The 24,584-nt window shown below is 67.6% G+C and carries 18 protein-coding genes; 4 read left to right on the top strand and 14 right to left on the bottom strand.

Features of this window, described 5'->3' with window-relative positions; genetic code table 11:
• Positions 1-22 precede the first annotated feature (22 nt).
• Positions 23-892: an alpha/beta fold hydrolase gene (locus tag IEX88_RS06495; protein WP_188849747.1), complete on the bottom strand. Its 870-nt coding sequence runs from the start codon at positions 890-892 to the stop codon at positions 23-25.
• A gap of 32 nt (positions 893-924) precedes the next feature.
• Between IEX88_RS06495 and IEX88_RS06500 the strand changes: the two genes are divergently transcribed.
• A complete protein-coding gene (locus IEX88_RS06500) occupies positions 925-1,893 on the top strand; it encodes a LysR family transcriptional regulator (RefSeq protein ID WP_210319240.1) in 969 nt (322 codons plus the stop codon).
• Positions 1,894-2,012: 119 nt separating this feature from the next.
• Here IEX88_RS06500 and speB read toward each other — a convergent pair whose 3' ends face one another.
• Positions 2,013-3,089 carry an agmatinase gene (gene speB, locus IEX88_RS06505; RefSeq protein WP_188849748.1) on the bottom strand — a complete coding sequence of 359 codons (1,077 nt, stop codon included), beginning with the start codon at positions 3,087-3,089 and terminating at the stop codon, positions 2,013-2,015.
• Positions 3,090-3,099: 10 nt separating this feature from the next.
• Positions 3,100-4,311, bottom strand: a complete 1,212-nt coding sequence (locus IEX88_RS06510) for an aminotransferase (RefSeq protein WP_188849749.1) — start codon at positions 4,309-4,311, stop codon at positions 3,100-3,102.
• Between the two features lie 417 nt (positions 4,312-4,728).
• Here IEX88_RS06510 and IEX88_RS06515 point away from each other — a divergent pair, with 417 nt between their 5' ends.
• Positions 4,729-5,394 carry a MarC family protein gene (locus tag IEX88_RS06515; RefSeq protein WP_188849750.1) on the top strand — a complete coding sequence of 222 codons (666 nt, stop codon included), beginning with the start codon at positions 4,729-4,731 and terminating at the stop codon, positions 5,392-5,394.
• Positions 5,395-5,478: 84 nt separating this feature from the next.
• Here IEX88_RS06515 and IEX88_RS06520 read toward each other — a convergent pair whose 3' ends face one another.
• On the bottom strand, positions 5,479-7,506 hold the full coding sequence (locus IEX88_RS06520; RefSeq protein ID WP_188849751.1) for a putative bifunctional diguanylate cyclase/phosphodiesterase: 2,028 nt from the start codon (positions 7,504-7,506) through the stop codon (positions 5,479-5,481).
• A gap of 221 nt (positions 7,507-7,727) precedes the next feature.
• Here IEX88_RS06520 and IEX88_RS06525 point away from each other — a divergent pair, with 221 nt between their 5' ends.
• On the top strand, positions 7,728-8,771 hold the full coding sequence (locus IEX88_RS06525) for a class I SAM-dependent methyltransferase (protein WP_188849752.1): 1,044 nt from the start codon (positions 7,728-7,730) through the stop codon (positions 8,769-8,771).
• A 135-nt stretch (positions 8,772-8,906) separates the two neighbouring features.
• On the opposite strand, the gene fghA is transcribed toward IEX88_RS06525, so the two are convergent.
• The 7 genes from fghA to IEX88_RS06560 form a co-directional block, all read right to left on the bottom strand.
• Positions 8,907-9,743, bottom strand: coding sequence for an S-formylglutathione hydrolase (gene fghA / locus IEX88_RS06530; protein ID WP_188849753.1), 837 nt, complete (start codon positions 9,741-9,743; stop codon positions 8,907-8,909).
• Positions 9,743-10,852, bottom strand: a complete 1,110-nt coding sequence (locus tag IEX88_RS06535) for an S-(hydroxymethyl)glutathione dehydrogenase/class III alcohol dehydrogenase (RefSeq protein WP_188849754.1) — start codon at positions 10,850-10,852, stop codon at positions 9,743-9,745. The genes fghA and IEX88_RS06535 overlap by 1 nt, the downstream gene beginning before the upstream one ends.
• 99 nt (positions 10,853-10,951) lie before the next feature.
• Complete coding sequence (locus IEX88_RS06540) at positions 10,952-13,180, bottom strand: CHASE2 domain-containing protein (RefSeq protein ID WP_188849755.1); 2,229 nt, start codon at positions 13,178-13,180, stop codon at positions 10,952-10,954.
• Positions 13,181-13,311: 131 nt separating this feature from the next.
• Positions 13,312-16,101, bottom strand: coding sequence for a FecR family protein (locus IEX88_RS06545; protein ID WP_188849756.1), 2,790 nt, complete (start codon positions 16,099-16,101; stop codon positions 13,312-13,314).
• A 10-nt stretch (positions 16,102-16,111) separates the two neighbouring features.
• Complete coding sequence (locus tag IEX88_RS06550; RefSeq protein ID WP_188849757.1) at positions 16,112-17,569, bottom strand: tetratricopeptide repeat protein; 1,458 nt, start codon at positions 17,567-17,569, stop codon at positions 16,112-16,114.
• Positions 17,570-18,301: 732 nt separating this feature from the next.
• On the bottom strand, positions 18,302-18,949 hold the full coding sequence (locus IEX88_RS06555; RefSeq protein WP_188849758.1) for a glutathione S-transferase family protein: 648 nt from the start codon (positions 18,947-18,949) through the stop codon (positions 18,302-18,304).
• 133 nt (positions 18,950-19,082) lie between these two features.
• Entirely contained in the window at positions 19,083-19,520 is a 438-nt protein-coding gene (locus IEX88_RS06560; RefSeq protein WP_188849759.1) for a MarR family winged helix-turn-helix transcriptional regulator, read from the bottom strand.
• Between the two features lie 117 nt (positions 19,521-19,637).
• Here IEX88_RS06560 and IEX88_RS06565 point away from each other — a divergent pair, with 117 nt between their 5' ends.
• Entirely contained in the window at positions 19,638-20,378 is a 741-nt protein-coding gene (locus tag IEX88_RS06565) for a VOC family protein (protein ID WP_188849760.1), read from the top strand.
• A gap of 509 nt (positions 20,379-20,887) precedes the next feature.
• Here IEX88_RS06565 and iolB read toward each other — a convergent pair.
• Genes iolB through iolD form a run of 3 tightly spaced genes read right to left on the bottom strand, consistent with a single transcriptional unit; the run spans position 20,888 to position 24,506 of the window.
• On the bottom strand, positions 20,888-21,706 hold the full coding sequence (iolB, locus tag IEX88_RS06570; RefSeq protein WP_188849761.1) for a 5-deoxy-glucuronate isomerase: 819 nt from the start codon (positions 21,704-21,706) through the stop codon (positions 20,888-20,890).
• Between the two features lie 40 nt (positions 21,707-21,746).
• Complete coding sequence (gene iolE, locus IEX88_RS06575) at positions 21,747-22,637, bottom strand: myo-inosose-2 dehydratase (protein ID WP_188849762.1); 891 nt, start codon at positions 22,635-22,637, stop codon at positions 21,747-21,749.
• A gap of 24 nt (positions 22,638-22,661) precedes the next feature.
• A complete protein-coding gene (iolD, locus tag IEX88_RS06580) occupies positions 22,662-24,506 on the bottom strand; it encodes a 3D-(3,5/4)-trihydroxycyclohexane-1,2-dione acylhydrolase (decyclizing) (protein WP_188849763.1) in 1,845 nt (614 codons plus the stop codon).
• Positions 24,507-24,584 lie beyond the last annotated feature (78 nt).

Raw genomic sequence — 24,584 nt, forward strand, 5'->3', positions numbered from 1 at the left:
AGGAGAAGCGGACGCGGAATGGTCAGGCGGTGGGACCCGCGACCCTGACAAGGAACTGACGTATCAGCGTCGCGATCTCTTCGGCATGCGTTTCCAACGCGAAATGTCCCGCGTCCAACAGGTGGATCTCCGCCTCTGGCAGGTCGCGCCGATAGGCCATTGCCCCGGCGGGCAGGAAGGCGGGGTCGTGCCGTCCCCAGACGGCAAGGAGCGGCGGACGGTGGTTCCGGAAATAGGTCTGAAAGGCGGGATAGAGGGCCACATTGCTGCGGTAGTCGAGGATCAGGTCGAGCTGAATTTCCTCCGCGCCGGGCCGCGCCATGTAGGCGATGTCGAGCTCGTAGCCGTCCGGCGAAAGGAGGCTCGGATCGGCGCCCGTGCCGTACTGCCAGTCCCGGATCGTCTCCGGCGCCAGCGAGGCGCGGCAGGCCTCCCGGTTGGCATCGCTCGGCTCGCGCCAATAGGCCTGCCAGGGAGCCCATTCGTCGCTGAACCCCTCGAGATAGGCGTTGCCGTTCTGCGAGATGATCGCCGAGACCTGCTCGGGATGGCGCGTCGCCAGGCGCAGCCCTACAGGCGCGCCATAGTCGAAGACGTAGAGCGTGTATCGATCGATCGACAGCGCCTCGGTGAACCCCTCGACCACGTCGGTCAGTCGCTCGAAGGTGAAGTCGAACGTGCCGCGCGGCGGCGTCTTCGTCTGTCCGAAGCCCGGCAGGTCCGGTGCGATGAGCCGGTATCGGTCGGCCAGGAGCGGGATCAGATCTCGGAACATGTGGCTGGCGGTCGGAAAGCCGTGCAGCAGCAGGATCACCGGTGCGTCGCTCGGCCCCGCCTCGCGATAGAAGACCTCGACCTCGCCGACCTTCTGAAACCCGTAACGTACTGCCATCGATCCATTCTCCTGTCTGTCCGACAGAAGTAGTGCGTTTCGCATACAGGCATAATAGGGTGAATGAGCAAGGCTCAGTTTCAGGTTTAGAAACAATGGATCGTCTGGAAGCGATGTCGGTTTTCGTCGCGGTGGTGGAAGCGGGCTCGCTCGCCGCGGCAGCCCGCAAGCTCGGTTGTTCGCCGGCCACGGTGACGCGGGCGATTGCCCATCTCGAAACAGGCGCCGGGGAGCGTCTGCTCGCGCGCACGACGCGACGCTTTGTCATCACCGAGACGGGCGCGCGCCACCTCGCGACCTACAGGGCCATGCTGGAGCAAATGGCAGACCTCGAACAGCGGTCGCGAGACGTCGAGGTCAGCGGCGGCGTCGTGGTCACCGCGCCGGAGCTGTTCGGCCGGCTGAAGGTGCTGCCGGTCGTCGAGAGCTTTCTCGCCGCCCATCCCGGCACCCAAATCCGGCTGCTTCTCCTCAACCGCGTCGTCGACCTCGTCGGGGAGGGTGTGGATGTGGCGGTTCGCCTTGCCGACCTGCCGGACTCCTCGATGACGGCGATCCGGGTCGGCGAGGTGGGGAAGCTGACCTGTGCCGCGCCTGCCTATCTCGCCCGGAACGCGCCGCCGCAATCGCCCTCAGATCTCGCCGACCACTGGTGCATCGGCTTGAACGAGGCGGGCTCCAAAGAGCTCTGGCGCTACCGCGAGCCGACCGCAGCCCGTCGTGCCCGCTCGGTCCAGCTCACCTGCCGCCTGGCCGTCAACGGGGTTGGCGCGGCGATCGAGTCTGCGGAGCGTGGCATGGGCATTGTCCGCCCCTTGTCCTATCAGGTCGAACGGCAGATCGCCGAGGGGCGCCTGGTTGCGCTTCTGCCCGACTACGCGCCGCCGCCGATCCCGGTGCACCTCGTCTTCAGGCCTAGAATGAGGGACAGCAGCGCCGTCCGCGCGTTTATCGATCATGCTGTGCCCTTGCTCCGCCAGGCCACCAGCGGGCCCGGGTGACCTACTCTTCGCCGCTCTTTGGCGATTCAAGCCGCTTCAGGGCGCCGAAGAATGATTCCTTCCGGAAAGTCCGATAGCCGACAGTACGCTGCGGAGGGTGGGTGCCGGCCTGTTTGCCTTCACCCTCGGCTCTCCGCAATCACCCCGCCTCTGCCCGCAAACCGCGGCGCGAAGGGCACGAGGCTGAGGATCTCGAACAGCATCTGCGCGCCGGCATGCGCCGTGTTCGTCGTCGCGTCGTATTGCGGGGCGACTTCGACGAGGTCGCCGCCGATGATGTCGATGCCGGCAAGGCCCCGCAGGATCGCCTGCGCCTCGCGGGTGGTGAGGCCGCCGATCTCGGGCGTGCCGGTGCCGGGGGCGAAGGCGGGGTCGAGGCTGTCGATGTCGAAGGAGACGTAGACCGAGCCGTCGCCGGCGACGCGGCGCGCCTTGGCGATGATGGCGTCGAGCCCCATGGCGGGCATTTCCTCGGCATGGATCACCGTCATTCCTGAGTCCTTTGAAAACTCCCAGAGATACTCGGACGAGCCGCGGATGCCGATCTGAATGGTGCGCTCGGGGTCGAGCACGCCGTCGAGCACGGCCTGGCGGAAGGGGCCGCCATGGTGGAATTTCGTGCCGTCGAAGGGGCCGCCGGTATCGCAATGGGCGTCGATGTGGATCATGCCGACGGGGCGATCGCGGCCGAGCGCGCGCAGGATCGGCAGGGAGATCGAGTGGTCGCCGCCGACGGAAAGCGGGATGACGCCGGCGGCCATGATCGCGGCGATCGTCTGCTCGATGTCCGCGTGCGAGCCGGGAAGGTCGTAGCGGCTGCGGAAAGGCACGTCGCCGATGTCGGCAAGCGCGAGCTCCGCGCCGGGCATGGTCTTCAGGACATGGTTGTACGGGCCGATGCGCTCGATGGTGCGCAGCGCGCGCGGGCCGAAACGGCTGCCATTGCGGTTGGAGACGGCGAGATCCATCGGCACGCCGATGAGCGCGACGTCGAGGCCGGAGAGGTCCGGCGAGGGCCAGGTGACGGGCCGGTGCGGCGCGTCGAGCAGCGTCGGCATGCCGGCAAAGGGCGCGACGCGGGTGCCGCTCTCGTTGATCATCCGGCCGGCGACGGCGCTGAAATGCGGATCGTGGATCACCGCCTCGTTGCGGCCCGAATAGCGCGCCCGCAGCGCGGCGAGCTTCTGGTCGTCCATGTCGGCCTCCTCAGGCGAGAGCGGGGATCGGCGGTGGGAAAGCCTTGTCGGAACCGCCGCCGAGCAGCGCCTCGGCCAGAATGAGACGTTCATCGAGCCCGGCGATACGCTCGGCCGAGACATTGGCGAAGGCGATGCGCAGATGGTTCTCCTGGCCGGGGCCGAAGAAGCTGCCGGGGAGCGTCACCACGCCGAACTGCCGCGCGAGAATTTCGGCGACGTCGGTGCGGCCGGGGAAGGGGTGGCGGACATAGGCGAAATAGGCGCCCATCTGCTCAATCCGCCAGCCGGGGAAGGGCGCCAAGGTCTCGCGGAAGACCGCGGCCCGCGCGAGAATTTCCGCCGTCATCTCGGCGCGCCACTCGGCCAAAGCCGGGATCGCCCATTCCACGGCCATCTGGGGCGGGCGCGGCGCGCAGATCTGAATGCAGTCCAGCACCTTCTCCGCCTGGGCGAGAAAAGCCTCGCCGGCGGTCATGGCGCCGAGCCGGTGGCCGGGAATGGCGTAGGATTTGGAAAAACTGTAGAGGCCGACCAGCGTCTCCTGCCAGCCGGGGCGGGCGAAGAGCCCGTGCGGCGCGGCGTCTCCCGGCGGCAGGAAGTCGCGATAGGTCTCGTCGAGGATCAGTGCGACGCCGCGGCGCTGGCAGAGCGCGAACACCTCGGCCAGCAGCGACGGCGGATAGATCGCCCCGGTCGGGTTGTTCGGCGTGACCAGCGCCACGGCCTTCACCCTGTCGTCGATCAGCCGCTCGATGGCGGCGATTTCCGGCACGAAGCCGCTCGCCGCCGTTGTCTCGACGAGCCGCGCCTCGATGCCGAGCATCTGCAGCGTCATCGTGTGGTTGAAATAGGCGGGGCCCGGCAGGATGACGGCGTCGCCGGTGCGCGCCAGCGTCATCAGCGCGGTGAAGAAGGCCTGGTTGCAGCCGGCGGTGATGCCGACCTCGGCCGCACCGATCGTCGCGCCATAGAGGCCGGAGACGTGCGCGGCATAGGCGTCACGCAGGGCCGAGTCGCCCAGCACGGGGCCGTAGCGCGCGGCCGAGGCCGTGCCGGCCGCTTCGGCGAGGCGGCGCGCGAGTTCGGGCGGCGGCGCGTGGCCGGGGACTGCCTGGCTGAGGTTGATCAACGGGCCATGCGCGCCGTCATAGGCGGCGGCCCAGACCGCGGCCTGGCCGATCGGCGGGGCGGCCACGTCGGAGAGGAAAGGATTGGTCATCACTGGCTGGCCCTTGTGCGGAAGCGGCGCGCCGCCCGCTTGCTGCCCTCTGGATGGCGGCAAAAGCGCCGCTCCGTCAATGGCCAAACCGTAAGGCGGAAGGGGAAAGCGGGCGGCCCGCTCGCAGCGCCTCGCGATCGGCCGACGCGCCGGCGCGGCCCCATGCCCGTTCAACGTCGGGCGCCATCGTCTCGGCCAGTCGGCTTGCGAACCTCGATTGACGCTGGGTCGCCCACCGTTTCATATCGCGGCCATCGACCGGCGCGGCGCAAGAGCCGGCCGAAAAGGGGCCGCGGTCCGGCCGCAGGCAGCCGGAGAGCTTTCGGCCGGAAAGAAGGGGTGAACCATGCGGGCAGAAGGAAATCGGCGAGGCGGCGCGCCCGGCCCGATCCCGCGCCATCGCGGCCCTGCCTGACCATGGGTGCCATGGACACGATCCAGGCGTTCCTGCTCGCCTTTTCCGCGCTCTTCTCGATCGTCAACCCGATCGGCACCGCCTTCATCTTCAGCCAGGTCACGGCCGAACGCTCGCACGCCGAGCGAAGCGCCCTGGCCGGCCGGATCGGATTGTACTCGGCGCTGGTGATGCTGGGGGCGCTGTGGGGCGGCACCTATGTGATGAACTTCTTCGGCGTCAGCCTGGCGGCCCTGCGCATCGCCGGCGGCCTCGTCGTCGCCGCCTGGGCCTGGGAGCTCCTGTCGGCGCCGGAGGCGCGCGACGAGCGCAAGCAACGCCAGGCCGGCGAAGCGATCGGCTCCGCCGACGTCGCCTTCTTTCCGCTGACCATGCCGCTGACGACGGGCCCCGGCACCATTTCCGTCGCCATCGCGCTCGGCTCCAACCGTCCGCGGGGCGACGCCTTCCTGCCGTTCTTCGTCGGCAATTCGCTCGCCGCCGTGGCGATCGCCGTCATCGTCTTTCTCGCCTATCGCTGGGCCGACGGCCTGACCGACCTGCTGGGCGAGACCCGGGTCCAGATCGTCACCCGGCTGGCGGCCTTCCTGCTCCTGTGCGTCGGCGTTCAGATCACCCTCAGCGGCATTCTCGGCGCGCTGGCGAGCGCGGGGATCGGCTCCGCCTGAGGCCTGGCGGGCCCGGATCCCGTCCGCATCGCGGCAACGTCAGCGCGACCAAGGTTTTCGCGTCTCCGGCGCCGCGCCGCGGCATCAGCCGCAGGCCGAGGCGCGCACGGCGGACGCGGCGGCCTCCTCGCTGCAGAGACGGCGCAGGCTGTCGGCCGCCATCGGCCGGCCGACATGGTAGCCCTGCACGCAGTCGATGCCGAAGCTGCGCATCAATCCCAGTTGCCGCTCGGTCTCCACGCCCTCGACGACGATGCCGTGGCCGCGGTTGCCGAGCAGGGTGACGATGTCCTGGAGGAGACGCACGCCGCGCGGGCCGGGCGTGTCGTGCAGGAAGGAGCGGTCGATCTTCACCGTGTCGAATTCGATGGCGCGCAGGCAGGAGAGGCCGGCAAAACCGGTGCCGAAATCGTCGAGCCAGAGCTTGACGCCAAGCTGCTTCAGCTCCCCGATGCTGCGCAGGACATCCGGATGGGTCTCGATCTCGCGCCCCTCGGTGACCTCGAACGCCATCCTTTGAGGGCTGATGCTGGTCTCCGCCAGAATGGCCGCGACCGAGATCGCAAAGCCCGGGGCCTTCAGCTGGACGGCCGAGATGTTGACGCTGAGAAGGGGAAGCCATTCCTCGGCCACCAGCATCTGGCAGGCCGAGCGGATCGCCCAGCGTCCCAGTTCCATGATGGCGCCGGTGCGCTCGGCCACCGGAATGAAGACCATCGGCGAGATCATCCGCCCGTCCGGCATTTTGAGCCGCATCAGCACTTCGGCCGCCTCCAGCCGGCCGGAGACGACGTTTCGGATCGGTTGATAGACGAGCGAGACCAGGCCTTCGGCGATCGCCACCTGCAGGACGGTCGCGATGTCCTCGCCGTTGTCCCTGGCCTGCGGCTCGTTGGGATCGAAGACCCAGATGCAGTTGCGGCCGCTGGCCTTGGCCCGGTAGAGCGCCCGATCGGCCTCGGTGATCAGCCGCTCCAGCTTGCCGCTGGACTGGTTGCCGGAAAAGGCGGCGCCGATGCTCACCGTGACGAAGCGGTCGCCATCGGGCCGCTGCACGTGCTCCAGCTGCAGATCTTCGATCGAGCGGCGGATGGCTTCGGCCAGCGGCGCGATGCCCTCGCTGTCGGCCATCTGCGCGAGGACGATGAACTCCTCGCCCCCGAAGCGCCCGACCGTGGCACCATGTTGCTCGACGAGCTCGGCTAGCGACTGGGCGACCAGGATTAGGCACCGATCGCCCTCCTGATGGCCGTAATGATCGTTGAAATTCTTGAAGAAGTCGATGTCGATGAGCAGAGTGGCGAAGCCGCGCTTGCCGGTCTGCCAATCGCCCCAGTGGGCCCGCAGCCTTTCGTCGATGGCGCGCCGGTTCTTCAGACCGGTGAGCGCATCGGTGTTGGACAGCCGCAGCAGGGCTTCGCCGCGTTCGACGACCTCGTTCTGCCGGATTTCAGCCTGGAGCGCGTTGAGAAAGACGTTGTAGCGCTCAGCATTCAGCTTCCAGTTCACATACAGCGTCGTTGCAAAGCAGGAGAGAAAGAATGCCGAGAACGCCACACTGTAGGAATAGTTGGAAAGCTCGGGAGAATTGACGGAAATCAGGCATATGATGAAGATCGAGACGGACGTGATCGCGGCGACGAAAAATGACAGGTTGAAGAATAGATTGCACATCATCATGAAGATGGCGCCGAATATCATATAATAAGATAGAGCAATCGTATCCGGATTGTTGCTGGCGGGAATGAGCCACGCGACGTAGGAGATTAAAATCAAGGCGCCGCAGCCAGCTTCGAGGAGTCTGGCCGTCATGCCGCGCGAAATCATCAGCTCGAGAATGACGACGGCGGTGATCGACACCGTCACCCGGCAAAGCGTCGTGAGATCGGCCACGGCCGGGATCAGAAGGTAATCGAGGCCGGCAAAGCAGACATAGATGATGACGCCGACCCAGACCATCAGCCGGTTGTCTCGCTTGCGCGGCTCTTCCCGTCTCCGGTTGTACAACTGATGCAATTCGGGAGAGCGTCGCCTGTACCAGCGCCGGGCGAGCTCTCCATTGACGTCGTTGGTCAGGAAGGGATTGATCGACTGGTCCGCCTGAAGCTGCATACGGTGCTTTCTTTCAGAATCGAACTCTTGCGTCCACCGGGCCGACATCAGCCTGATGTGACAGCTTATTTCCGAGTGAGAAAATTTTGGTTAAGCAACTGGATCGCATTTGTTGCAGTTAGGTGTTCACTGAGTGCGATCTTGTTAACCAAAACTTAAATAAACAGTTAAAAGTTGATTTAAATCTGGTACGTTTGGGCAGTCTTTGAAGAGGATGTCGAATGAACCAGGTCCAGATTGCCTTCGATGGCGAAAGCCTCATCACGCCGGAACTGATCGCCGCCGACGGTCGTGCGATTGACGGGCATCCCCAAAGCGAGCAGTTCGCCACGGCGCGGGTTCAGCTCGGCCTCGTCATGAACATTGCGCGCCAGCGGCTGGAGGCGGGCACGGCGCCTGCGGCGGCCGTGGGATACCTGCTCGAGACCCTGCACGACATGCGCCGCGCGCTCGATCCGGCTGTCTGGCAGGAGCTGATACCCCTAGCGCAGGACCACCCGATCGCCGCCCTGATTCATCAGGACCCGTTGACCCAGCGTTCCTTCGAGAAGCCGCGGGGCTATTCGGGGGATGCCGGGCTGCTGGACCTGATCTACCGCCATCCCGACGCAGCGGAGACGGTGGCGCAGAGCACGGCGCTCGGGCAGGCGATCTACGACTATACCAGCCACGCGCCGTCCTGCGTGGCCGCGCGCGAGCGCATCGAAATCCTGGCCAGGCATGTCGATGCCGTCACCGCCGCCCGCGGCGGCGACAGCGAGATCCTGACCATTGCCGCGGGCCATCTGCGCGAGGCGGAGCTCTCGTCGGCGCTTCAGGGCGGGCAGATCAAGCGTTGGGTGGCGCTCGACCAGGATCCGCTCAGCGTCGGCCTGGTCGCGCGCAACCATGCGGGAAGCTGCATCGAGGCCATGCCGGGATCGGTCAGGGGCCTTCTGGGTAACGCCTATGGCATCGGCACATTCGACTTCATTTATGCCGCCGGCCTGTATGACTACCTGCCGGAGCGCGTCGCTGTCCGACTGACGCAGAAATGCCTGGAGATGCTGAAGCCGAACGGGGTCTTCCTGTTCGCGAATTTCCACGTCGATATGCTCGATGCCGCCTACATGGAAACGCTCGCCAACTGGCCTCTGATCCTGCGCTCGGAGGAAGATGTCTGGAACATTATGCGTTCCAGCGTCGACATGAATACGGTCGATGCCGAGGTCGAACTCGGGGCCAACCGCAACATGGTCTACGGCATCGTCACCAAGCGAGGCTGACGGCGGACCCTCGTCGATTGCTTCCGCAAAAAGCGAACGGCCGCCTGAAGGGGCGGCCGTTCGTCATTGGGCACCGGCCCTTCGGGGCCTGCACAACTCTTTTCGGCGCGGGATGCCCGCTACGCGCCTCTGGGATCAGCCCAGCCGCGCGGCGTGCCAGCGCAGGTGGTCTTCCATGAAGGTCGAGATGAAATAGTAGCTGTGATCGTAGCCCGGCTGGCGGCGCAGGGTCAGCGCGATGCCGGCTTCGGCGCAGGCCGCCTCCAGGCGTTCTGGCTGCAGTTGGGCGGTGAGGAACTGGTCCGCCTCGCCCTGGTCGACGAAGAGTTCGGAAACCCGCGCGCCACTCTCGATCATCGCCACGGCGTCGTGCCGCCGCCAGGCGGCGGGATCGTCGCCGAGATAGAGGCCGAGCGCCTTCTGGCCCCAGGGAACCTCGCAGGGCGCCACGATTGGCGCGAAGGCCGAGATCGCCTTGTAGCGGTCGGGGAGGCCGAGGCCGAGGGTCAAGGCGCCGTGCCCGCCCATCGAATGGCCCATGATCGACTGCCGCGCCATGTCGGCGGGAAAATTCTCGCCGATCAGCGCCGGCAGTTCCTCGGCGACGTAGCTCCACATGCGGTAGTTCTTGGCATAGGGCTCCTGGCTGGCGTCGACGTAGAAGCCGGCGCCGAGGCCGAAATCGTAGGCGCCGGCGGCATCGTCCGGTACACCCTCGCCGCGCGGCGAGGTGTCGGGGGCGACGAAGATCAGCCCGAGCTCGGCGCAGAGGCGCCGGTATTCGCCCTTGTCGGTGACATTGGCGTGGGTGCAGGTGAGGCCGGAGAGATACCAGACCACCGGCAGTTTCGCGCCCGGCGCGTGCTCGGGCACGAAGACCGAGAACACCATGTCGGTGCCGGTCTGCGCGGAGGCGTGGCGGTAGACGCCCTGGACGCCGCCATGCGCCTTGTTCGTCGAGACGGTCTCCATCAGAACACCACCACCGAACGGATCGACTGGCCGGCATGCATGAGGTCGAAGCCCTTGTTGATCTCCTCCAGCGTCAGCGTGTGGGTGATCATCGGGTCGATCTCGATCTTGCCGTTCATGTACCAGTCGACGATCTTCGGGGTATCCGTGCGGCCGCGCGCGCCGCCGAAGGCCGAACCCTTCCAGACCCGGCCGGTGACCAGCTGGAACGGCCGTGTGGAGATTTCCTTGCCCGATTCCGCCACGCCGATGACCACCGAGACGCCCCAGCCGCGGTGGCAGGCTTCCAGCGCCTGGCGCATGACCATGGTATTGCCGGTGCAGTCGAAGGTGTAGTCGGCACCGCCGTCGGTGAGGGCGACGAGATGGGCGACGATGTCGCCGTCAATCTCCTTCGGATTGACGAAATGCGTCATGCCGAAGCGTTCGCCCCACTCCTTCTTGTCGTTGTTGATGTCGACGCCGATGATCTTGTCGGCGCCGACGAGGCGGGCGCCCTGGATGACGTTGAGGCCGATGCCGCCGAGGCCGAAGACGACGACGTTGGAGCCGGGCGTCACCTTCGCCGTGTTGACCACGGCGCCGACGCCGGTGGTGACGCCGCAGCCGCAATAGCAGGCGGACTTGAACGGCGCATCCTGGCGGATCTTGGCGACCGCGATCTCCGGCACGACGGTGAAGTTGGAGAAGGTCGAGCAGCCCATATAGTGGTGGATCGCCTGGCCCTTGTAGGAAAAGCGCGTGGTGCCGTCCGGCATCAGGCCCTTGCCCTGCGTGGCGCGGATGGCGGTGCAGAGGTTCGTCTTGCCCGAGAGGCACGACTTACACTGGCGGCATTCCGGCGTGTACAGCGGGATGACGTGGTCGCCTGGCTTGACCGAGGTCACGCCCGCGCCGATCTCGCGCACGATGCCGGCCCCTTCGTGGCCGAGCACGGAGGGGAACAGCCCTTCCGAATCGAAGCCGTCGAGCGTGTAGGCGTCGGTGTGGCAGATGCCGGTGGCGATGATCTCGATCAGCACTTCCCCGGCCTTCGGACCTTCGAGGTCGAGCTCGACGATCTCGAGCGGCTTCTTGGCTTCGAATGCGACGGCGGCACGGGTCTTCATCGGGCAGTCCTCCTCAACATGATGCCCGAGTGCTAGCCGTTTCCGGCCGCGTTGCAAATCCTGGACGGTGCAAATTGCCGTCCGCTCCCGGCCACGGCCCTACTTCGACCGCGCCGTGAAGACGCCGGTCCATCCCTCGGGGGCGCCCTGTTGCTTCAGCAGGTCGAGCCGCTCGGCGTAGATATCGTAGAGGGCGTGCAGCGATTCCGGCGCGCCGGGGCGCAGCGCCGCCAGCCGGTCGAGGGCGGCCGTGAAGTCGCCGGCGCGGTAGGCGGCGATCATGGCGCCATGCGCGGCAGCCAGCGTCTCGAACGAGGGATCCCGGGCCATTTCCGCATCGCCGAGGAGGGCGAAGACGGGCAGGGGCTCCGCCCGCCCGACGACGCGCACCAGATCCACCGGCAGGAAAGCCAGATCGCCGGCGCCTCGGGCGACGTTCTCGGTGACCAGAATGGCGACGCCGTAAGCCTTCGTCAGCCCCTCGACGCGCGAGGCGACATTGACGCCATCGCCGATGGCCGAATAGCTGAAGCGCTGCGCCGAGCCGAGATTGCCGACGCAGCAGGGGCCGGCATTGAGGCCGATGCCGACCTTCAGCGCGCCCGGCGCACCGCCGCCGACGCTGAGCGTCTTCAGCACCCGCGTCATCTCGAGGGCGGCGAGACAGGCCCGGCGGCGATGGTCGGCGAGATCGAGCGGGGCGTTCCAGAATGCCATGATCGCGTCGCCCATATACTTGTCGATCGTCGCCTCCGAGCGCAGCAGCACCTCGGTCATCGGCGTGAGAAAGCCGTTGAGGAGGGTGGTCAGCGCCTCCGGGTCGAGCTTTTCCGACATCGTCGTGAAGCCGCGGATGTCGGAAAAGAGGACGGTGATGTCGCGCATGACGCCGCCGAGCTTCAGCGCTGCGGGATCGTCGGCGAGCCGCTCGACCAGTGTCGGCGAGAGATAGCGGGCAAAGGCCTGGCGCACGAAGCGCTTCTCGCGGTTGGTGAGGAGGAGGAGCACCGGCATGGTGACGGCGAAGACGCTGCCGACCGAGACGGCGGGCAGGATCGGATCGATCAGCAGCCGGAATTGGGTGAAGGCGACCCAGGACAGCGCCAGCGACGCCGCCATGAAGCCGACGGTAACGACGGCCGAGACGAGGGCGCCGGTGCGCGGAACGATCAGGACCAGCAGCAGACCGAACAGGAGCGCGGCCAGCGTCTCGGCGCCCTTGGCCCAGTCGGGACGCGACAGAAAACTGTCGCCGAGGATCTGGTCGATGATCTCGGCATGCACGCGCATGCCCGGCATGCTCGCCGCCACCGGCGTCGCGACGAGGTCGCGCAGGCCGACGGCGCTGGTGCCGACGAGGACGATCCGGCCGGAAAGCACGCTTTCGTAGGCATCGCGGCGGGCGGGGTCGAGAAGCGCCGCCGCCGAAATCGTCGGCATCGAGGCGAGGCCGGAAAAATAGATCCAGAACGTGCCTTTCGGTCCGGTCGGGATCTCGATGGCGCCGACCTTCAGGGCGGTGATCGCCGGCTGGCCGGTATCGATCTCGCCGCTCGCGCCGGTGCTGCGCACGATCACCGCGCCGGCGCCCTGGGCGACGCGCAGCGCCTCGATCGACAGCGCCGGATAAAGCTGCCCTTGCGCGCTCGCCACCAGCGGGATCTGGCGCACGATCCCGTCCGGGCTCGGGGGGAAGGAGAAGAAGCCCAGCCCCGTCGCGGCGTCGCCGAGGATTTTTAGATTGCCGACGCCGCCGCGAAAACGCTCGATGATGTCGCGCGGATCGGCGCCGCCATAGGAGAAGCCGACCTTCGGCGGCGGCAGCGAGCCGTCCGTTTCGTTGGAGATCGCCATGCCGGCGACCACCCTGTTGCCGGTGAAGGCGCCGGCGAGGACCGCGTCATTGTCGATCGACGCGCCACTCGCCGGGAGGTCGACCGCGACGCCCGCCCGCCGCAGCTCGGCGACAACCTGGCGCAGGGAGGTGCGGTCGGGCTCGGGGAAGACGATGTCGAAGGCGATCGCCGCCGCGCCGAGCTGGCCGAGCGTGTTGACGAGCGTCGCGATCGCGGTGCGCGGCCACGGCCACTGGCCGATTTCGGCGATCGACGCCTCATCGATGTCGACGAGCACCACGGGGGCGGCCGTTTCCGCCCGCGGCTGCGCCCGCTGGTAGGTGTCGAAGACGAGGACCGTCAGGCGATCGAGGACCGTCTGGCCGAGCGTCGCGACGGCGAGGCCGACGACAAGGGTGGTCACCCCGTACAGCCGGACGATCAGCGCCTCGCGTCGCTGGCGCCGGTCGAAAAGCCAGCGGAGAAAGCTCATGGCGAGAGAATAGCGCCGTCCGGCGCGGCCGAGCCTGCCGGCGCGCGCCGCCAGCCGGGTCCGTATCCTGCCGGGTCGGCTAGGCCGTTCGGCATGCCGGGGCAGCATGCTCCGGTGAGATGGGGCACCCTCTAGCGGTCCACACTGCGCGCACCACCGAACACCCCGCTCGCCTGCCAGGAGTTTCCGCTCTGGCTTTGCAGGTCGAAATTGCCGATGACGCCGGCGGCGACATTCGCACCGTCATTGACGAAGGCGCCATGGGTCGGACCGGTGGCATCGCCGCCGTTGCGCTCGAACAGCACCCCGGAAAACAGCGCGTCGCCCGTGCCCGTGCCGCCCAAGGTGCCGCTGAAGTCGCGGCCGTCGAAATCGTCGATCGAAAGCTCGCCGCTGCGCCCGCCGAAATCGTAGCTCATGCTCATGCTGCCGCTGGCGACATAGTCGGCAATGCCGCCCGAGAACACCTGGGAAACATTGCCGACGGCGCTGCCCGCATAGGTCGCCGTCGTTCCCGCCAGCGCGGACAGCTCGGCCTCCGTCGCGATATCTCCGCCGACCCAGGTCCCGAGATGGACGGCGGTCCGAAGCGTACCGGCCTCCTCGCTGTTGGGACGCGACGGATCGGCCGATGCCCTGATCTGCGTCCCCCACCAACCCCATTCGAGGAACTGGCAATCGCAGAGCCGCCCCTCTGGCAGAAGCTCCGGCTGCGGATTGGCGTCGCCCGACAGGAGGTAGGTCCGCGCACTGACGCCGTCGATCTGCCGATAGGCCGTCTGGTCCCGCACGAAGAAGGAGCGCGAGGTGTCGCCATTGTTGGCGGCAGCGAAAAGATCGTCGTCGATATAGGCCGATCGTCCACCCGACCCACTCTGGTTCGTGCCGCTGCCGAAGGCGATGCGGGTGGCGAGCGTGCCGTCCCGCGAGGCGATCTGGAGCTCGCCGCCGAGCGTGTCGCGATCTGCCTGGAAGTCGATGAAGAAGGAATTGGGGTCGATGCCGCTCGTTCCCAGCTCCTGGATGTAACCGCCGTCCGGGTCGTCGCTTTCGATCAGGCCGGCGGAAAATCCGCGGATCTGGCCGAGCTCGCGGGTCGCGCCGCGATCTGCCGAGAACTGCGCGCGCGGCACCTCCTCCTCGAGATTGAGGACATGGAAGGTGGAATAGATCGGTGACGGTCCACCGAAGACGTCGGCATCGCGGAAATAGTCGTTGGCCTCGCTGTCTCCCGTGAGGACGAGATTTTCGCCGTTGCGGCCGAAAATCTCGTTGCCGCCCTTTGCCAGGGCCAGCGAGGAGATCGTTCCCGACATGTGCGAGGAGAAGCCGAGGGGGTCGTTGCGGAAGCTGCCGCGACGGCCGTAGTCGACATTGAGCGCGCCGTCGCCGGCGGTCAGGATGTTGCCGACGTTGACGCCGACAGCGCTCCTCTGGTTCTGGTCCTCGCCGGAAATAAGGAGCCAGGATTGCAGGAAGACCGAGGACGGGTCGTTTCCGGGCCTTTCCAGCAGGTAGAAATCGCTGATCGAGGCGCCGGAGAATTCAGTGCCGATGGCCGAGGCGCTGAAGAAGGGAACCGGCAGTTGCTGGATGATATCCGGCGTGAAGGCATAGGTTCGAACGTCCCCGTCGCGCAGAACCGACGGGTCGGCCAACGGCGTGCCGGCGAGTGCGTAGAAGGGCTGGGTCGTATCGCCGGCGATCGCCAGCGTGTAGGCGGCAAAGCCGTCGACGCCGGAATAGCCGATCCCGATCAGCGGAACGCCCCCGAGCGACGCGCCGTCGGCCGGCAGGATGGGATTGGGCGTGAAAGCCGTGCTTCCGTAGACAGGCAGGATCAGCGGTCCGCGGTTGGTGGCGCCGTTGCCGGTGGGCGAGGACCCCGGAACCGTCAGGTCGACGCGGCGGTCCTCCTCGGCGGAGCCGCCGACGAGCCCGTAGGCGCCGGGAGTCTCCACGGTCTCGCCGCCGTTCGTCACATAGGTTGATCCCGCCGTCAGGACCCGCAAGGGGATCGTGGCCGAGTCGTCACCGCCATCGTCCCCACCATCGTCATCGCCGTCCTCGACGACTTGCTCGCGCCCGACATCGAGCTGCGCATCCTGGATCAGTTCGCCGTCGACCACTTCCAGGCGGTCGGGTTCGGGCCGCGCCAGCGGGATCGGCGGGTTGTTGATCGCCGGCGTCCGGTCCGAATTCTCGCCCGCGACACCGCTGGCGACGACGATGCCGTCGCTCGGACGGTTGGGCGAGCCGCCGCTGGTGCCGGGCGCACCCGCCAGCGACTGCTGGATGGCGCTGCCGAAGCCCGGCGGCGTCTTCTGCACCGTCTGTGTCTGCGACCCGTCCGGATTGGTGCCGATGATGATGGAGTAGCCCGGCTCGTAGATCCGGTTGGTCTGGCCGTTCGGTCCCGTTAGGGTGACGTCGTTGCCGAAGATCATGTCGACATGTGTCGGCCGCCCGCCGCCCGCCTGTCCGCCCAGGCTGATGTCGACCACGGCGCCGCGGATGCCGATGGTGCCGACGGGGGTGCCGAGCGAGACCCCGCCCGGCGTCTTGGAGGTCTTGCCGCCGATGAAGCGAAAGACGCCCTTGGTCAGCGTCGCGGCGACCTGCGCCGTGCCGGCATCGGGATCGTAGACGAAGCGATCGATGGCCAGCGCCGAATTCGGGCCGACGGTGAAGGTCGTGCCGTCGGCCAGAAGGATCTGCAAAAGGCCGACCGTGTCGGTTTCGATGCGCTCGTTGTGGATCACGTTGTCGCCGAGCGCGATGGTGCGGATCGCGGCATTGGGCCGGATGCTGCGCGCCGCCTGGTTGACCGCCGCGGTCACGCCGACGGTCTGGGCCGCCGCCGGCACGGTCTGGGTCAGGATGAGGCAGAGGGCGAGAACGAGCGACGGGCGAGGGCGCATGACAGTCTCCTCAAAACCGCTTCACGACGCCGAAGGACGTGCTGACATTGTCGAAGCGGCGAAGGTCGTAGTTCGACGACACGTCGCGATAGCCGAGCGTCGCCTGCAGGGCCCAGTCGTCCCGCAGCGGGACGGTCAGCGAGCTTTCGACGAAGAACTCCTCGTCCTCTTCCTCCTCGGTCAGGCTGAAGACGGGGTCCGGTTCGTCGTAGCCGCGATCGAGGTAGCCGGCGGCGAGCCCGAGCGTCCAGGGATCGGCCTGCGACGGGAAGGGCGAGCGGAAATCCAGCGCGCCGCCCAGGTTGATGCCGAATTCGGAATAGCTGAGATAGTCGCGGTCCGCGTCGCGGTGCTCGCCGCCGATCGTGCCGAACAGGACCAGCTGTCCCGTCACCTGGTGCTGCAGGCCGATCTGGCCGCGAAAGCGGCTGCCGCTGCGCTCAGACGCCGTCGGCCGCAGATCGGAATCCTCGAAGGATTCGCCGCGGAATTCGCCACGCAGCGTCAGCCGCGTCGCCGGCGTCAGCAGCTTGGCGAGACTCATGCCGATGCCGCCGGACAGGAGATAGGGGTCCTCCTTCAGCGTCACGCCGCCGAGGATGCCGTAGACGCCGAAACTGGCATCGTCGATGTTCAGCCGCTCCAGGTTGAAGGTCGGGCCGAGGGTGAGTTCGGCATAGCCGGTGTTGATCTCGTCGTGTTCGGCATAGAGGGCGCCATAGGTCTGGAGATGCGCCTCGAACTGGTCCCCCTGGCCGGCGAGCGCGCGGGAATAGTGGAAACTGCCGGCCACGAAGCCGTTGACGTCGTCGTCGCTGAGGGCCGAAGGATCGAGCAGCAGCGGATCGGTCAGCAGCGTCGTCTGGACGAGACGCGATTCCGGGGCGGCATTGGCATTCGACTGCCAGCGCACGCCCGTCGTCACCGTGCCGGAGAAACTGTCCACCGCGCTTTTCTCGCCGATCGCCGCCAGATAGGGCGCGACCTTCGTGCGCACCTCCTCGGGAACGGAGGGGGCGGCCAGCGCCTGGTCGAAATAGGTCTGCGCGGTCTCGAAGGCGCCGAGACGGTAGTAGAGCACGCCCAGTTCCAGCTGCAGGCGCGGCAGGCCCGGCGCGAAAATCAGCATGCGCTCCAGCGTGGCGATGGCCGCCTCCAGATCGCCGGCGCGCGAGGACAGATCCGCATAGCGGAAGGCGATGTCGAGATTGGCCGGGTCGCGCATCATCTCGGCAAACAGGCGGGCGCGGGCCGCCTCGATCTCCGGCAGCTGCTCGGCGGGGACGCGCGGCGCCACGTTCGGCACCGTCTGAGCGGCCGCGACCCCGGAAACGAGGAGGGCCAGGAGGGCCACCAGACAGGCGAGCGCCCATCCGGGTGTCCGGGCGCTGGCGCCGGAGGCCGCGTCGGACGCGACATCCCCCAGGGGAAGAAATTCAGTTTTACTGTCTAGGAATGCTGTACCCACGCCCCATCTCCGGCAGCCGCTCCGATGCTCTTGTGTCTGGCGCCTGAAATCCGAAATCAGCATCATCTGTGCGTCATACCATGATGACGAAAGTCCAGCCTCGCACAAGCCTTGGTCGGCGCGGCCGGAAAAGCCAGGATGATGAATTATGACGTTAGGGAATCTTTGTAACGCATTGAGCTCGATGGGGCGGTCCGGCGGGTCGCTCGGCGCCGGTGGCGGCGCCTGCCGCGACGGGGCTTTGCGGGGCACCGCCGGCACAACGAACTAGTCCGGTCCCTGTGGCGGATTTGCATCGATCTTCGGCCGCCGGGCCCGAGAATATCCCATCGAGTCGGGCACCGAGCATCCTCCGGCCTGATCTTGCGCCCCGGCGTCCGTGGCACGGCGTGCCGCTACCGTGGGTCGCGCTGGCGTCGGTCGCGCCCGCGATCGTGCCGCGTTGACTTCGCCGAGAGGGGGGCGTCTGACTGGTCTTCAGTCCCATCCGCTAGCGCGGCCCGGATCAACGCCCTCCGGGGCACTTTAGGGAGATGACGGCCATGAAAGAGAGCAAGGGAAAGACCAAGAAGGAACAGCCGCCGAAGCAGAATGCCGCCGCGCCGAGCCAGAAGGGCAGCGTGGCGACCCCGCCGAAGCCCAAGAAGTAGGCCGGCTCTCCCGGCGAGGTGTCCGAGCGGATCGGGCGGCCTTCGCGCCGCCTGATCCCCCCCAGGACGGGCGGTGCGCCCTCTAGGCCGGTACCGGCTCCTGGAAATCGGCGAGATGGTCGGCCATGGCGCGGCCAAAGGCCGGCCGGGCCTCGCAGCGTCGGCGATAGTCCGCCAGCCGGCCATGCGTCTCGACGAGGTCGGTGTGGCCGAGGTCGCGCAGCACGGTCGTCATCAGCAGGTCGGCGGCGGTGAAGCGGTCTTCCAGATAGTCGCGGTCTCCCAGCCACCGCGCCAGGGAGGCGAGCCGCCGGTTGACGGCCTCGACCACGACCGGCCGCCGCGCCGCCTTGACGCTCTCGTCGCTGGTGAAGAAATCGAGTTCGCCCAGATTTTGCACCGGCGGCTCGACCGAGTTCAGCGCGGCAAACATCCACGCCGTCATCCTGAGACGGCCGGCCTCGTCGGACGGCATCAGCGCCGGCGATTTTTCGGCGATGTGAAGGACGATGGCGCCGGATTCGAAAAGCGCCAGGCCGTCCTCGTGGATCGCCGGCACCTGCCCGAAAGGCTGCCAGTTCAGATAGGCGTCCTGCTCCTTCTCCGCAAAGTCGATCAGCCGGGAGCGATAGGGCATGCCGGCCTCCTCCAGCGCCCAGCGGACCCGGAAATCGCGGACATGACCCCTGGCAAAGGGCGGCACCCACCGAAAGGCACTGACCTCGATCATCTGTCTCTCCCTTGATCGTCGGCGGGTTGGCCGAGCGTTGCCGTGAATGTCTCGTCCCACCGTCCGCCCCTTGAGGGGAGGAACGGTGCCGTCGATCGGCAGGCGATGGCCGGGCCGCCGCCAGGCCCGCTGCTCAGGCGAGCGCGTTGAGGGCGGCGCGCAGCTCGTCGCCGTCTCCCGCCAGCGCCGCGTCGATGGCGGCATGCGTGTCGCGCCAGATCGGCAGGGCGTCGGCGAGAAGCGCCATGCCCTCTTCCGTCAGCGTCAGCAGCCGGCCGCGCCGGTCGACGGGGTCGACTTCCACCGTCACGAGCCCACGCCGCGCCAGCGGCTTCAGCGCCGCCGTCAGCGTCGTGCGGTCCATGCCGAGCAGGCGCGCCACCGATCCCTGCGTCGCCGGCATCGGCCGGTTCAGCGACATCAGCAGCGAGAACTGTCCGTTCGTCAGCGACACGGGCCGCAGAGCCTCGTCGAAGCGACGGGCGAGGGTGCGGGCCGCGCGCTGGGTGTGCAGGCAGAGGCAGGTGTCGCGCACCATCAGGGTGGCGTCGAAGGAAACCGTCTTTGACATGCCGTATAAGAGTTGATATCAACGTTATTGTCAAGGGCAGTGACGACGGTTCGGGGCGTCGCGGCGCCGGCGTTCCGCCGGGAGCTTCTGGAAAAACGGTCGGGCGGGGAGGGTACAATGACGGGCAGTTTCTGTTGGTACGAGCTGGTGACGAGCGACGCCGCCGCGGCCGAGGCCTTCTACGCCAAGGTGGCGGACTGGACGATGCGCGATTCCGGCCAGGCGACGCCGCGCTACACGCTGGCCAGCGCCGCCGGCCGCGACGTCGCCGGGATCATGACCCGGCCCTGTGACGACGCCCCGCCGATGTGGCTCGGCTACGTCGCCGTCGCCGACGTCGATGCGGTGGCCGCCTCCTTCGAGGCGGCGGGCGGATCGATCGAAAAGCCGCCCGCCGACATTCCCGGCGTCGGCCGCTTTGCCGTCGTCACCGATCCGCAGGGGACGATGCTCACCGTCTTTCGCGGCGAGGGCGAGCCGTCCGTGGCGCCGGGCACGCCGGGCCATGTCGCCTGGCACGAGCTGAATGCTCGCGACGGCGCGGCGGCGTTCGACTTCTACCACAAGCAGTTCGGCTGGCAGAAGGGGATGGCGATGGAGATGGGCCCGATGGGCGTCTACCAGATCGTCACCGACGGGACAAAGGACATCGGCGCCATCATGACGAACGCCGCCGCCCCGGCGCCCTACTGGCTCTACTACATCCAGGTCGACAGCATCGCCGCGGCCTCGGAGAGGATCACTGAGGCCGGTGGCACCATCGCCAACGGCCCGCATGAGGTTCCCGGGGACAACTGGATCGTCCAGGCGATCGACCCGCAAGGGGCGATGTTCGCGCTGGTCGGGCCGCGGGGGTAGCCGGCGGATGCGCCGGGCGCGGCCGCTTCGATGGCGATGCGGGGGTCCGTTGCCGGAGAAAGCATGGGAGGGTGAGAGGCACCCTTTCGAGCAGACGACCGCTGTTCAGCGGGACAGCGCCGTGGTTTCGGCAGCGGCCGATCTCCAGCCGCTACCCCTCGCGATAGTCATCCTCGGGCCGAGGATTTATGCCGCACCGGAAACGGCCGATCTCCAGGTGCTCCCCCCGCGATAGTCATCCTCGGGCTTGACCCGAGGACCCATGCCATAGCGGCCCAAAATCCCGGGAGGGTTCAAGCGCTCCAGTGAGTGCCGCTGCTCCTGACCCGAAGCGCAGTTCGACCGGCTTGGCATGGGTTCTCGGGTCAAGCCCGAGAATGACTATGGATGGGCGTGGCGCTCTACGGGATGAGGATGGAGTTCTCTCGCATGGAGGAGAAACTCTTCGAGGAGAAACTCTTCTGCATGGGAGTGTAGCGCCGCCGCTGGCGAGCTTCGTCGCGGTTCCCCTACCGCTTCACCAGCCACTCGTGCGCCGGCTCGTTGTGGAACTTCCACGTGCGCACCGGCCCGGCCATGACGTTGAGATAATAGAGGTCGTAGCCGTGGGTGGCGGCGCAGGGGTGGTAGCCCTTCGGCACGAGGGTCACGTCGCCGTCCTCGATCACCATGGCCTCGTCGAGCTCGCGGCTGCCGTCAGCGCGGGCATCAGTGTAGACGCGCTGGAAGCCGAAACCCTGGGGCGGGTTGAAGCGGTGGTAGTAGGTTTCCTCCAGATAGGATTCGGCCGGCAGGTTGTCGGTGTCGTGCTTGTGCGGGGGGTAGGACGAGGTGTGGCCGCCCGGCGTAATCACCTCGACGACGAGCAGCGAGTCCGCGCCTGCATCGGTCTCCGGCAGGATGTTGGTGACGTGGCGGACATTCGTGCCCTGGCCCCGCGTCTCCTGGCCGAGCGTCTCCGGCGCGATCAGCCGCGGCGGGTGCGCGCCCGGCCTGCCCGGCGCCGAGCAGACGGCGAGTTCGACCTCGGTCTCGGCCGTCACCTGCCAGCGGTCGTCGGCCGGCACGTAGACCGACCAGGGCTTTCCCTCGAACGGGGTCATCCGCTCGCCGATGAGACCGAAATCGACGGCGTCGCTGGCGACGCTCGCGCGGCCGGTGACGAGGACGAGGCAGACCTCGCGGTCGCCGGTGCGCTCGGCGACGCTCTGGCCGGGCGAGAGCCGGTAGAGCTCGAAGCCGACATAGGTCCAGCCAGCGCTCTCCGGCGTCACATGATGGACGCGGTCATGGTCGCGCTTGGGGCGCAGGCGGAGGGGAGAGGTCATGGCGGAGGCCCTTCGGGTTGTCGGTGCGATGCGTCGGCGGTCAGGCCGCCCGTCGGAGCCCGGCTTCGTCGAGGAAGCGGACGAGATTGGCGTAGCCGAGCGTCACATACTGTTTCGGATTGGCCTTTTCCGGGTCCTGCTCGGCCTCGATGACGACCCAGCCGGCATAGTCGGGGAGGGCGCGGAACACCGAGGGGTAGTCGACCGTGCCGTCGCCGGGCACGGTGTAGACGCCCTCCAGCACGGCATCCAGGAACGACCAGTCGCCCTCCGCCGCCTCGGCCGCCACCGCGGCGCGCACGTCCTTGGTGTGGATGTGGCCGATCCGGTCGGCATGGCGCGTGGCGAGATCCACCGGGTCGGCGCCGGCCCAGGTGGCGTGGCCGGTGTCGAGCAGGAGTTGCACCGCCTCTCCCGTGCCGGCCATGAAGCGGTCGATCTCGGCACCGGTCTGCACCACCGTGCCCATGTGGTGGTGGTAGACGAGCTGCAGGCCGGCCTCGCGGACGAGCTCGGCAAAGCGCGTCATCCGCGGCAGGAACAGCGCCCATTCCTCTTCGCTCATCACCGGGCGGGAGGACAGCGGCGCCGACTTCGTGCCGTGCACTGTCCGCGTGCATTCGCAGACGATGAGGACCTCGGCGCCCGCGTCCTTGCGCAGCGCGATCGCCGCGCGGGCGGCCGAGAACTCGGCGTCCGCGTCGCGCTCCAGGAGGAATGTCGAATACCAGCCGGAGATGAAAGCGAGGCCGAATTCGGCAAGCTTGCCCTTCAGCGCCTCGGCAGTCTTGGGGAACTTGTTGCCCAACTCCATGCCCTCGATGCCGATCGCCTTGGCCTCGGCGAGACACTGTTCGAGCGGGATGTCGCCGCCGATTTCGGTCATGTCGTCGTTCGACCAGCAGATGGGGTTGGCACCGATGCGGATCATTTGTGTCTCCGGGAGATCATAGGGTCAGTCGGCGCGCTGCAAGAGGCGCTGTTTTTCGTAGCTCGCCCGGGCTTCGTTGACCGCGCCGCGCGTCGACACTTCCGGCACCGCCACGTCCCACCAGGTGCCGCCGGCCTCGGTGACGGCATAGGCGTCGGTGTCGATGACGACCACCGTGGTGCGGTCGTTGTCGCGTGCAGCAGTGAGCGCCGCTTCCAGATCGGCGATCGAGCCGACCTTCGAGGCGATGGCGCCCAGCGCCCGGGCATGGGCGGCGAAGTCGATCTCGGGCAAAGCCAGGTGATGGCTGTCGCCGAGAAGGTTGTTGAAACCCTCCGCCCCGGTCGAGCGCTGCAGCCGGTTGATGCAGCCATAGCCGCGGTTGTCGAGGACGACGATGACGAGCTTCAGCCCGAGCATCACGGAGGTCGCGATCTCGGAATTCATCATGAGATAAGAGCCGTCGCCGACCATCACGACGACGTCGTCATCCGGTCGCGCCAGCTTGACGCCGAGCCCGCCGGCGATCTCGTAGCCCATGCAGGAGAAGCCGTATTCCAGATGGTAGCCGCCGGGAACGGACGGGTTCCAAAGCTTGTGCAACTCGCCCGGCAGGCCGCCGGCGGCGCAGACCACGCAGGCGGCATGGCCGAAGACGCGTTCGACCGCGCCGATGACGGCGGCGTCCGACGGCCGCGCCGCATTCGTCGGCGCCTTGGCGGCGGCGGCGGCGCGGTTCCAGTCGGCCCGGCCGTCCTCGGCGGACTGGCGCCAGCCCGCTGGCGCGCACCAGTCGCCGAGCGCGGCCGAGAGGTCGGAAAGGCCCGCCCGGGCGTCGGCAACGAGGCCGTGCGTGGCGTGCTTCAGTGCGTCGAAGGGCTGGACGTTGAGGCCGACGATGCGGCGCGCGGGGTTCTGGAAGAGGGTCCAGGAGCCGGTGGTGAAATCCTGCAGCCGCGTGCCGACGGCGAGGATGACGTCGGCTTCCCCAGCCAGGCGGTTCGACACCGACGTGCCGGTGACGCCGACCGAGCCCATTGCGAGCGGGTCGTCGTGCGGCATCGACGATTTTCCCGCCTGCGTTTCGAGAACCGGAACGTCGTGCGCGTGCGCGAAGGCGAGGAGATCCTCTGTCGCCTCGGAATACAGCACGCCGCCACCGGCGATAATCACCGGCCTGTGGGCGTTGCGCAGGCAGATCGCCGCGGCCTGCAACTCGGCTTCGTCGGCCCGCGGCCGTCGGGTCGCCCAGATGCGTTCGGCAAAGAAGCTTGCCGGGTAGTCGTAGGCCTCGGCCTGCACGTCCTGGCAGAGGCCGAGCGTCACCGGGCCGCACTCGGCCGGATCGGTGAGGACGGCCATCGCCCGGTGGAGCGCGGGCATCAGCTGTTCGGGCCGGGTGAGGCGGTCGAAATAGCGCGAGACCGGGCGAAAACAGTCATTGGCCGAGACGGTCGCGTCGCCGAAATCTTCTATCTGCTGCAGCACCGGGTCTGGCCGGCGGGAGGCGAAGACGTCGCCGGGCAGCAGCAGCAGCGGCAGGCGGTTGACATGGGCGACGGCGGCGGCGGTGACCATGTTGGTCGCGCCCGGGCCGATCGACGTCGTGCAGGCCATGAAGCGGCGGCGGAAATTCGCCTTGGCGAAGGCGGTCGCGGCATGCGCCATCGCCTGCTCGTTATGGGCGCGATAGGTCGGCAGCTCGTCGCGGACGCCGTAGAGCGCCTCGCCCATGCCCGCGACATTGCCATGGCCGAAGATCGCCCAGATGCCGGCGACGATCGGCAGCTTTTCGCCGTCGACCACCGTCATCTGCCGGGTGAGGAAGCGCGCCAGGGCCTGCGCCATGGTCAGTCGCACGGTGGTCATTTCGTCTCTCCCATCGGCCCGCAGGTCCTGTGCCGCATCGCCGGCTGTCCGCCGGTCTTCGCCCGTTCCAGAGCCTCC

The organism is Aureimonas glaciei (assembly GCF_014643375.1).
Classification (GTDB): Bacteria; Pseudomonadota; Alphaproteobacteria; order Rhizobiales; family Rhizobiaceae; genus Plantimonas; species Plantimonas glaciei.

Bases quoted from the DNA above. Each gene is read 5' to 3' on its own strand.
- iolE (WP_188849762.1), bottom strand. From the start codon at position 22,637: ATGATCCGCATCGGTGCCAACCCCATCTGCTGGTCGAACGACGACATG.
- IEX88_RS06525 (WP_188849752.1), top strand. From the start codon at position 7,728: ATGAACCAGGTCCAGATTGCCTTCGATGGCGAAAGCCTCATCACGCCG.
- IEX88_RS06520 (WP_188849751.1), bottom strand. From the start codon at position 7,506: ATGCAGCTTCAGGCGGACCAGTCGATCAATCCCTTCCTGACCAACGAC.
- IEX88_RS06515 (WP_188849750.1), top strand. From the start codon at position 4,729: ATGGGTGCCATGGACACGATCCAGGCGTTCCTGCTCGCCTTTTCCGCG.
- IEX88_RS06535 (WP_188849754.1), bottom strand. From the start codon at position 10,852: ATGAAGACCCGTGCCGCCGTCGCATTCGAAGCCAAGAAGCCGCTCGAG.
- IEX88_RS06540 (WP_188849755.1), bottom strand. From the start codon at position 13,180: ATGAGCTTTCTCCGCTGGCTTTTCGACCGGCGCCAGCGACGCGAGGCG.
- IEX88_RS06560 (WP_188849759.1), bottom strand. From the start codon at position 19,520: ATGTCAAAGACGGTTTCCTTCGACGCCACCCTGATGGTGCGCGACACC.
- iolD (WP_188849763.1), bottom strand. From the start codon at position 24,506: ATGACCACCGTGCGACTGACCATGGCGCAGGCCCTGGCGCGCTTCCTC.
- speB (WP_188849748.1), bottom strand. From the start codon at position 3,089: ATGGACGACCAGAAGCTCGCCGCGCTGCGGGCGCGCTATTCGGGCCGC.
- IEX88_RS06495 (WP_188849747.1), bottom strand. From the start codon at position 892: ATGGCAGTACGTTACGGGTTTCAGAAGGTCGGCGAGGTCGAGGTCTTC.
- fghA (WP_188849753.1), bottom strand. From the start codon at position 9,743: ATGGAGACCGTCTCGACGAACAAGGCGCATGGCGGCGTCCAGGGCGTC.
- IEX88_RS06545 (WP_188849756.1), bottom strand. From the start codon at position 16,101: ATGCGCCCTCGCCCGTCGCTCGTTCTCGCCCTCTGCCTCATCCTGACC.
- iolB (WP_188849761.1), bottom strand. From the start codon at position 21,706: ATGACCTCTCCCCTCCGCCTGCGCCCCAAGCGCGACCATGACCGCGTC.
- IEX88_RS06555 (WP_188849758.1), bottom strand. From the start codon at position 18,949: ATGATCGAGGTCAGTGCCTTTCGGTGGGTGCCGCCCTTTGCCAGGGGT.
- IEX88_RS06510 (WP_188849749.1), bottom strand. From the start codon at position 4,311: ATGACCAATCCTTTCCTCTCCGACGTGGCCGCCCCGCCGATCGGCCAG.
- IEX88_RS06565 (WP_188849760.1), top strand. From the start codon at position 19,638: ATGACGGGCAGTTTCTGTTGGTACGAGCTGGTGACGAGCGACGCCGCC.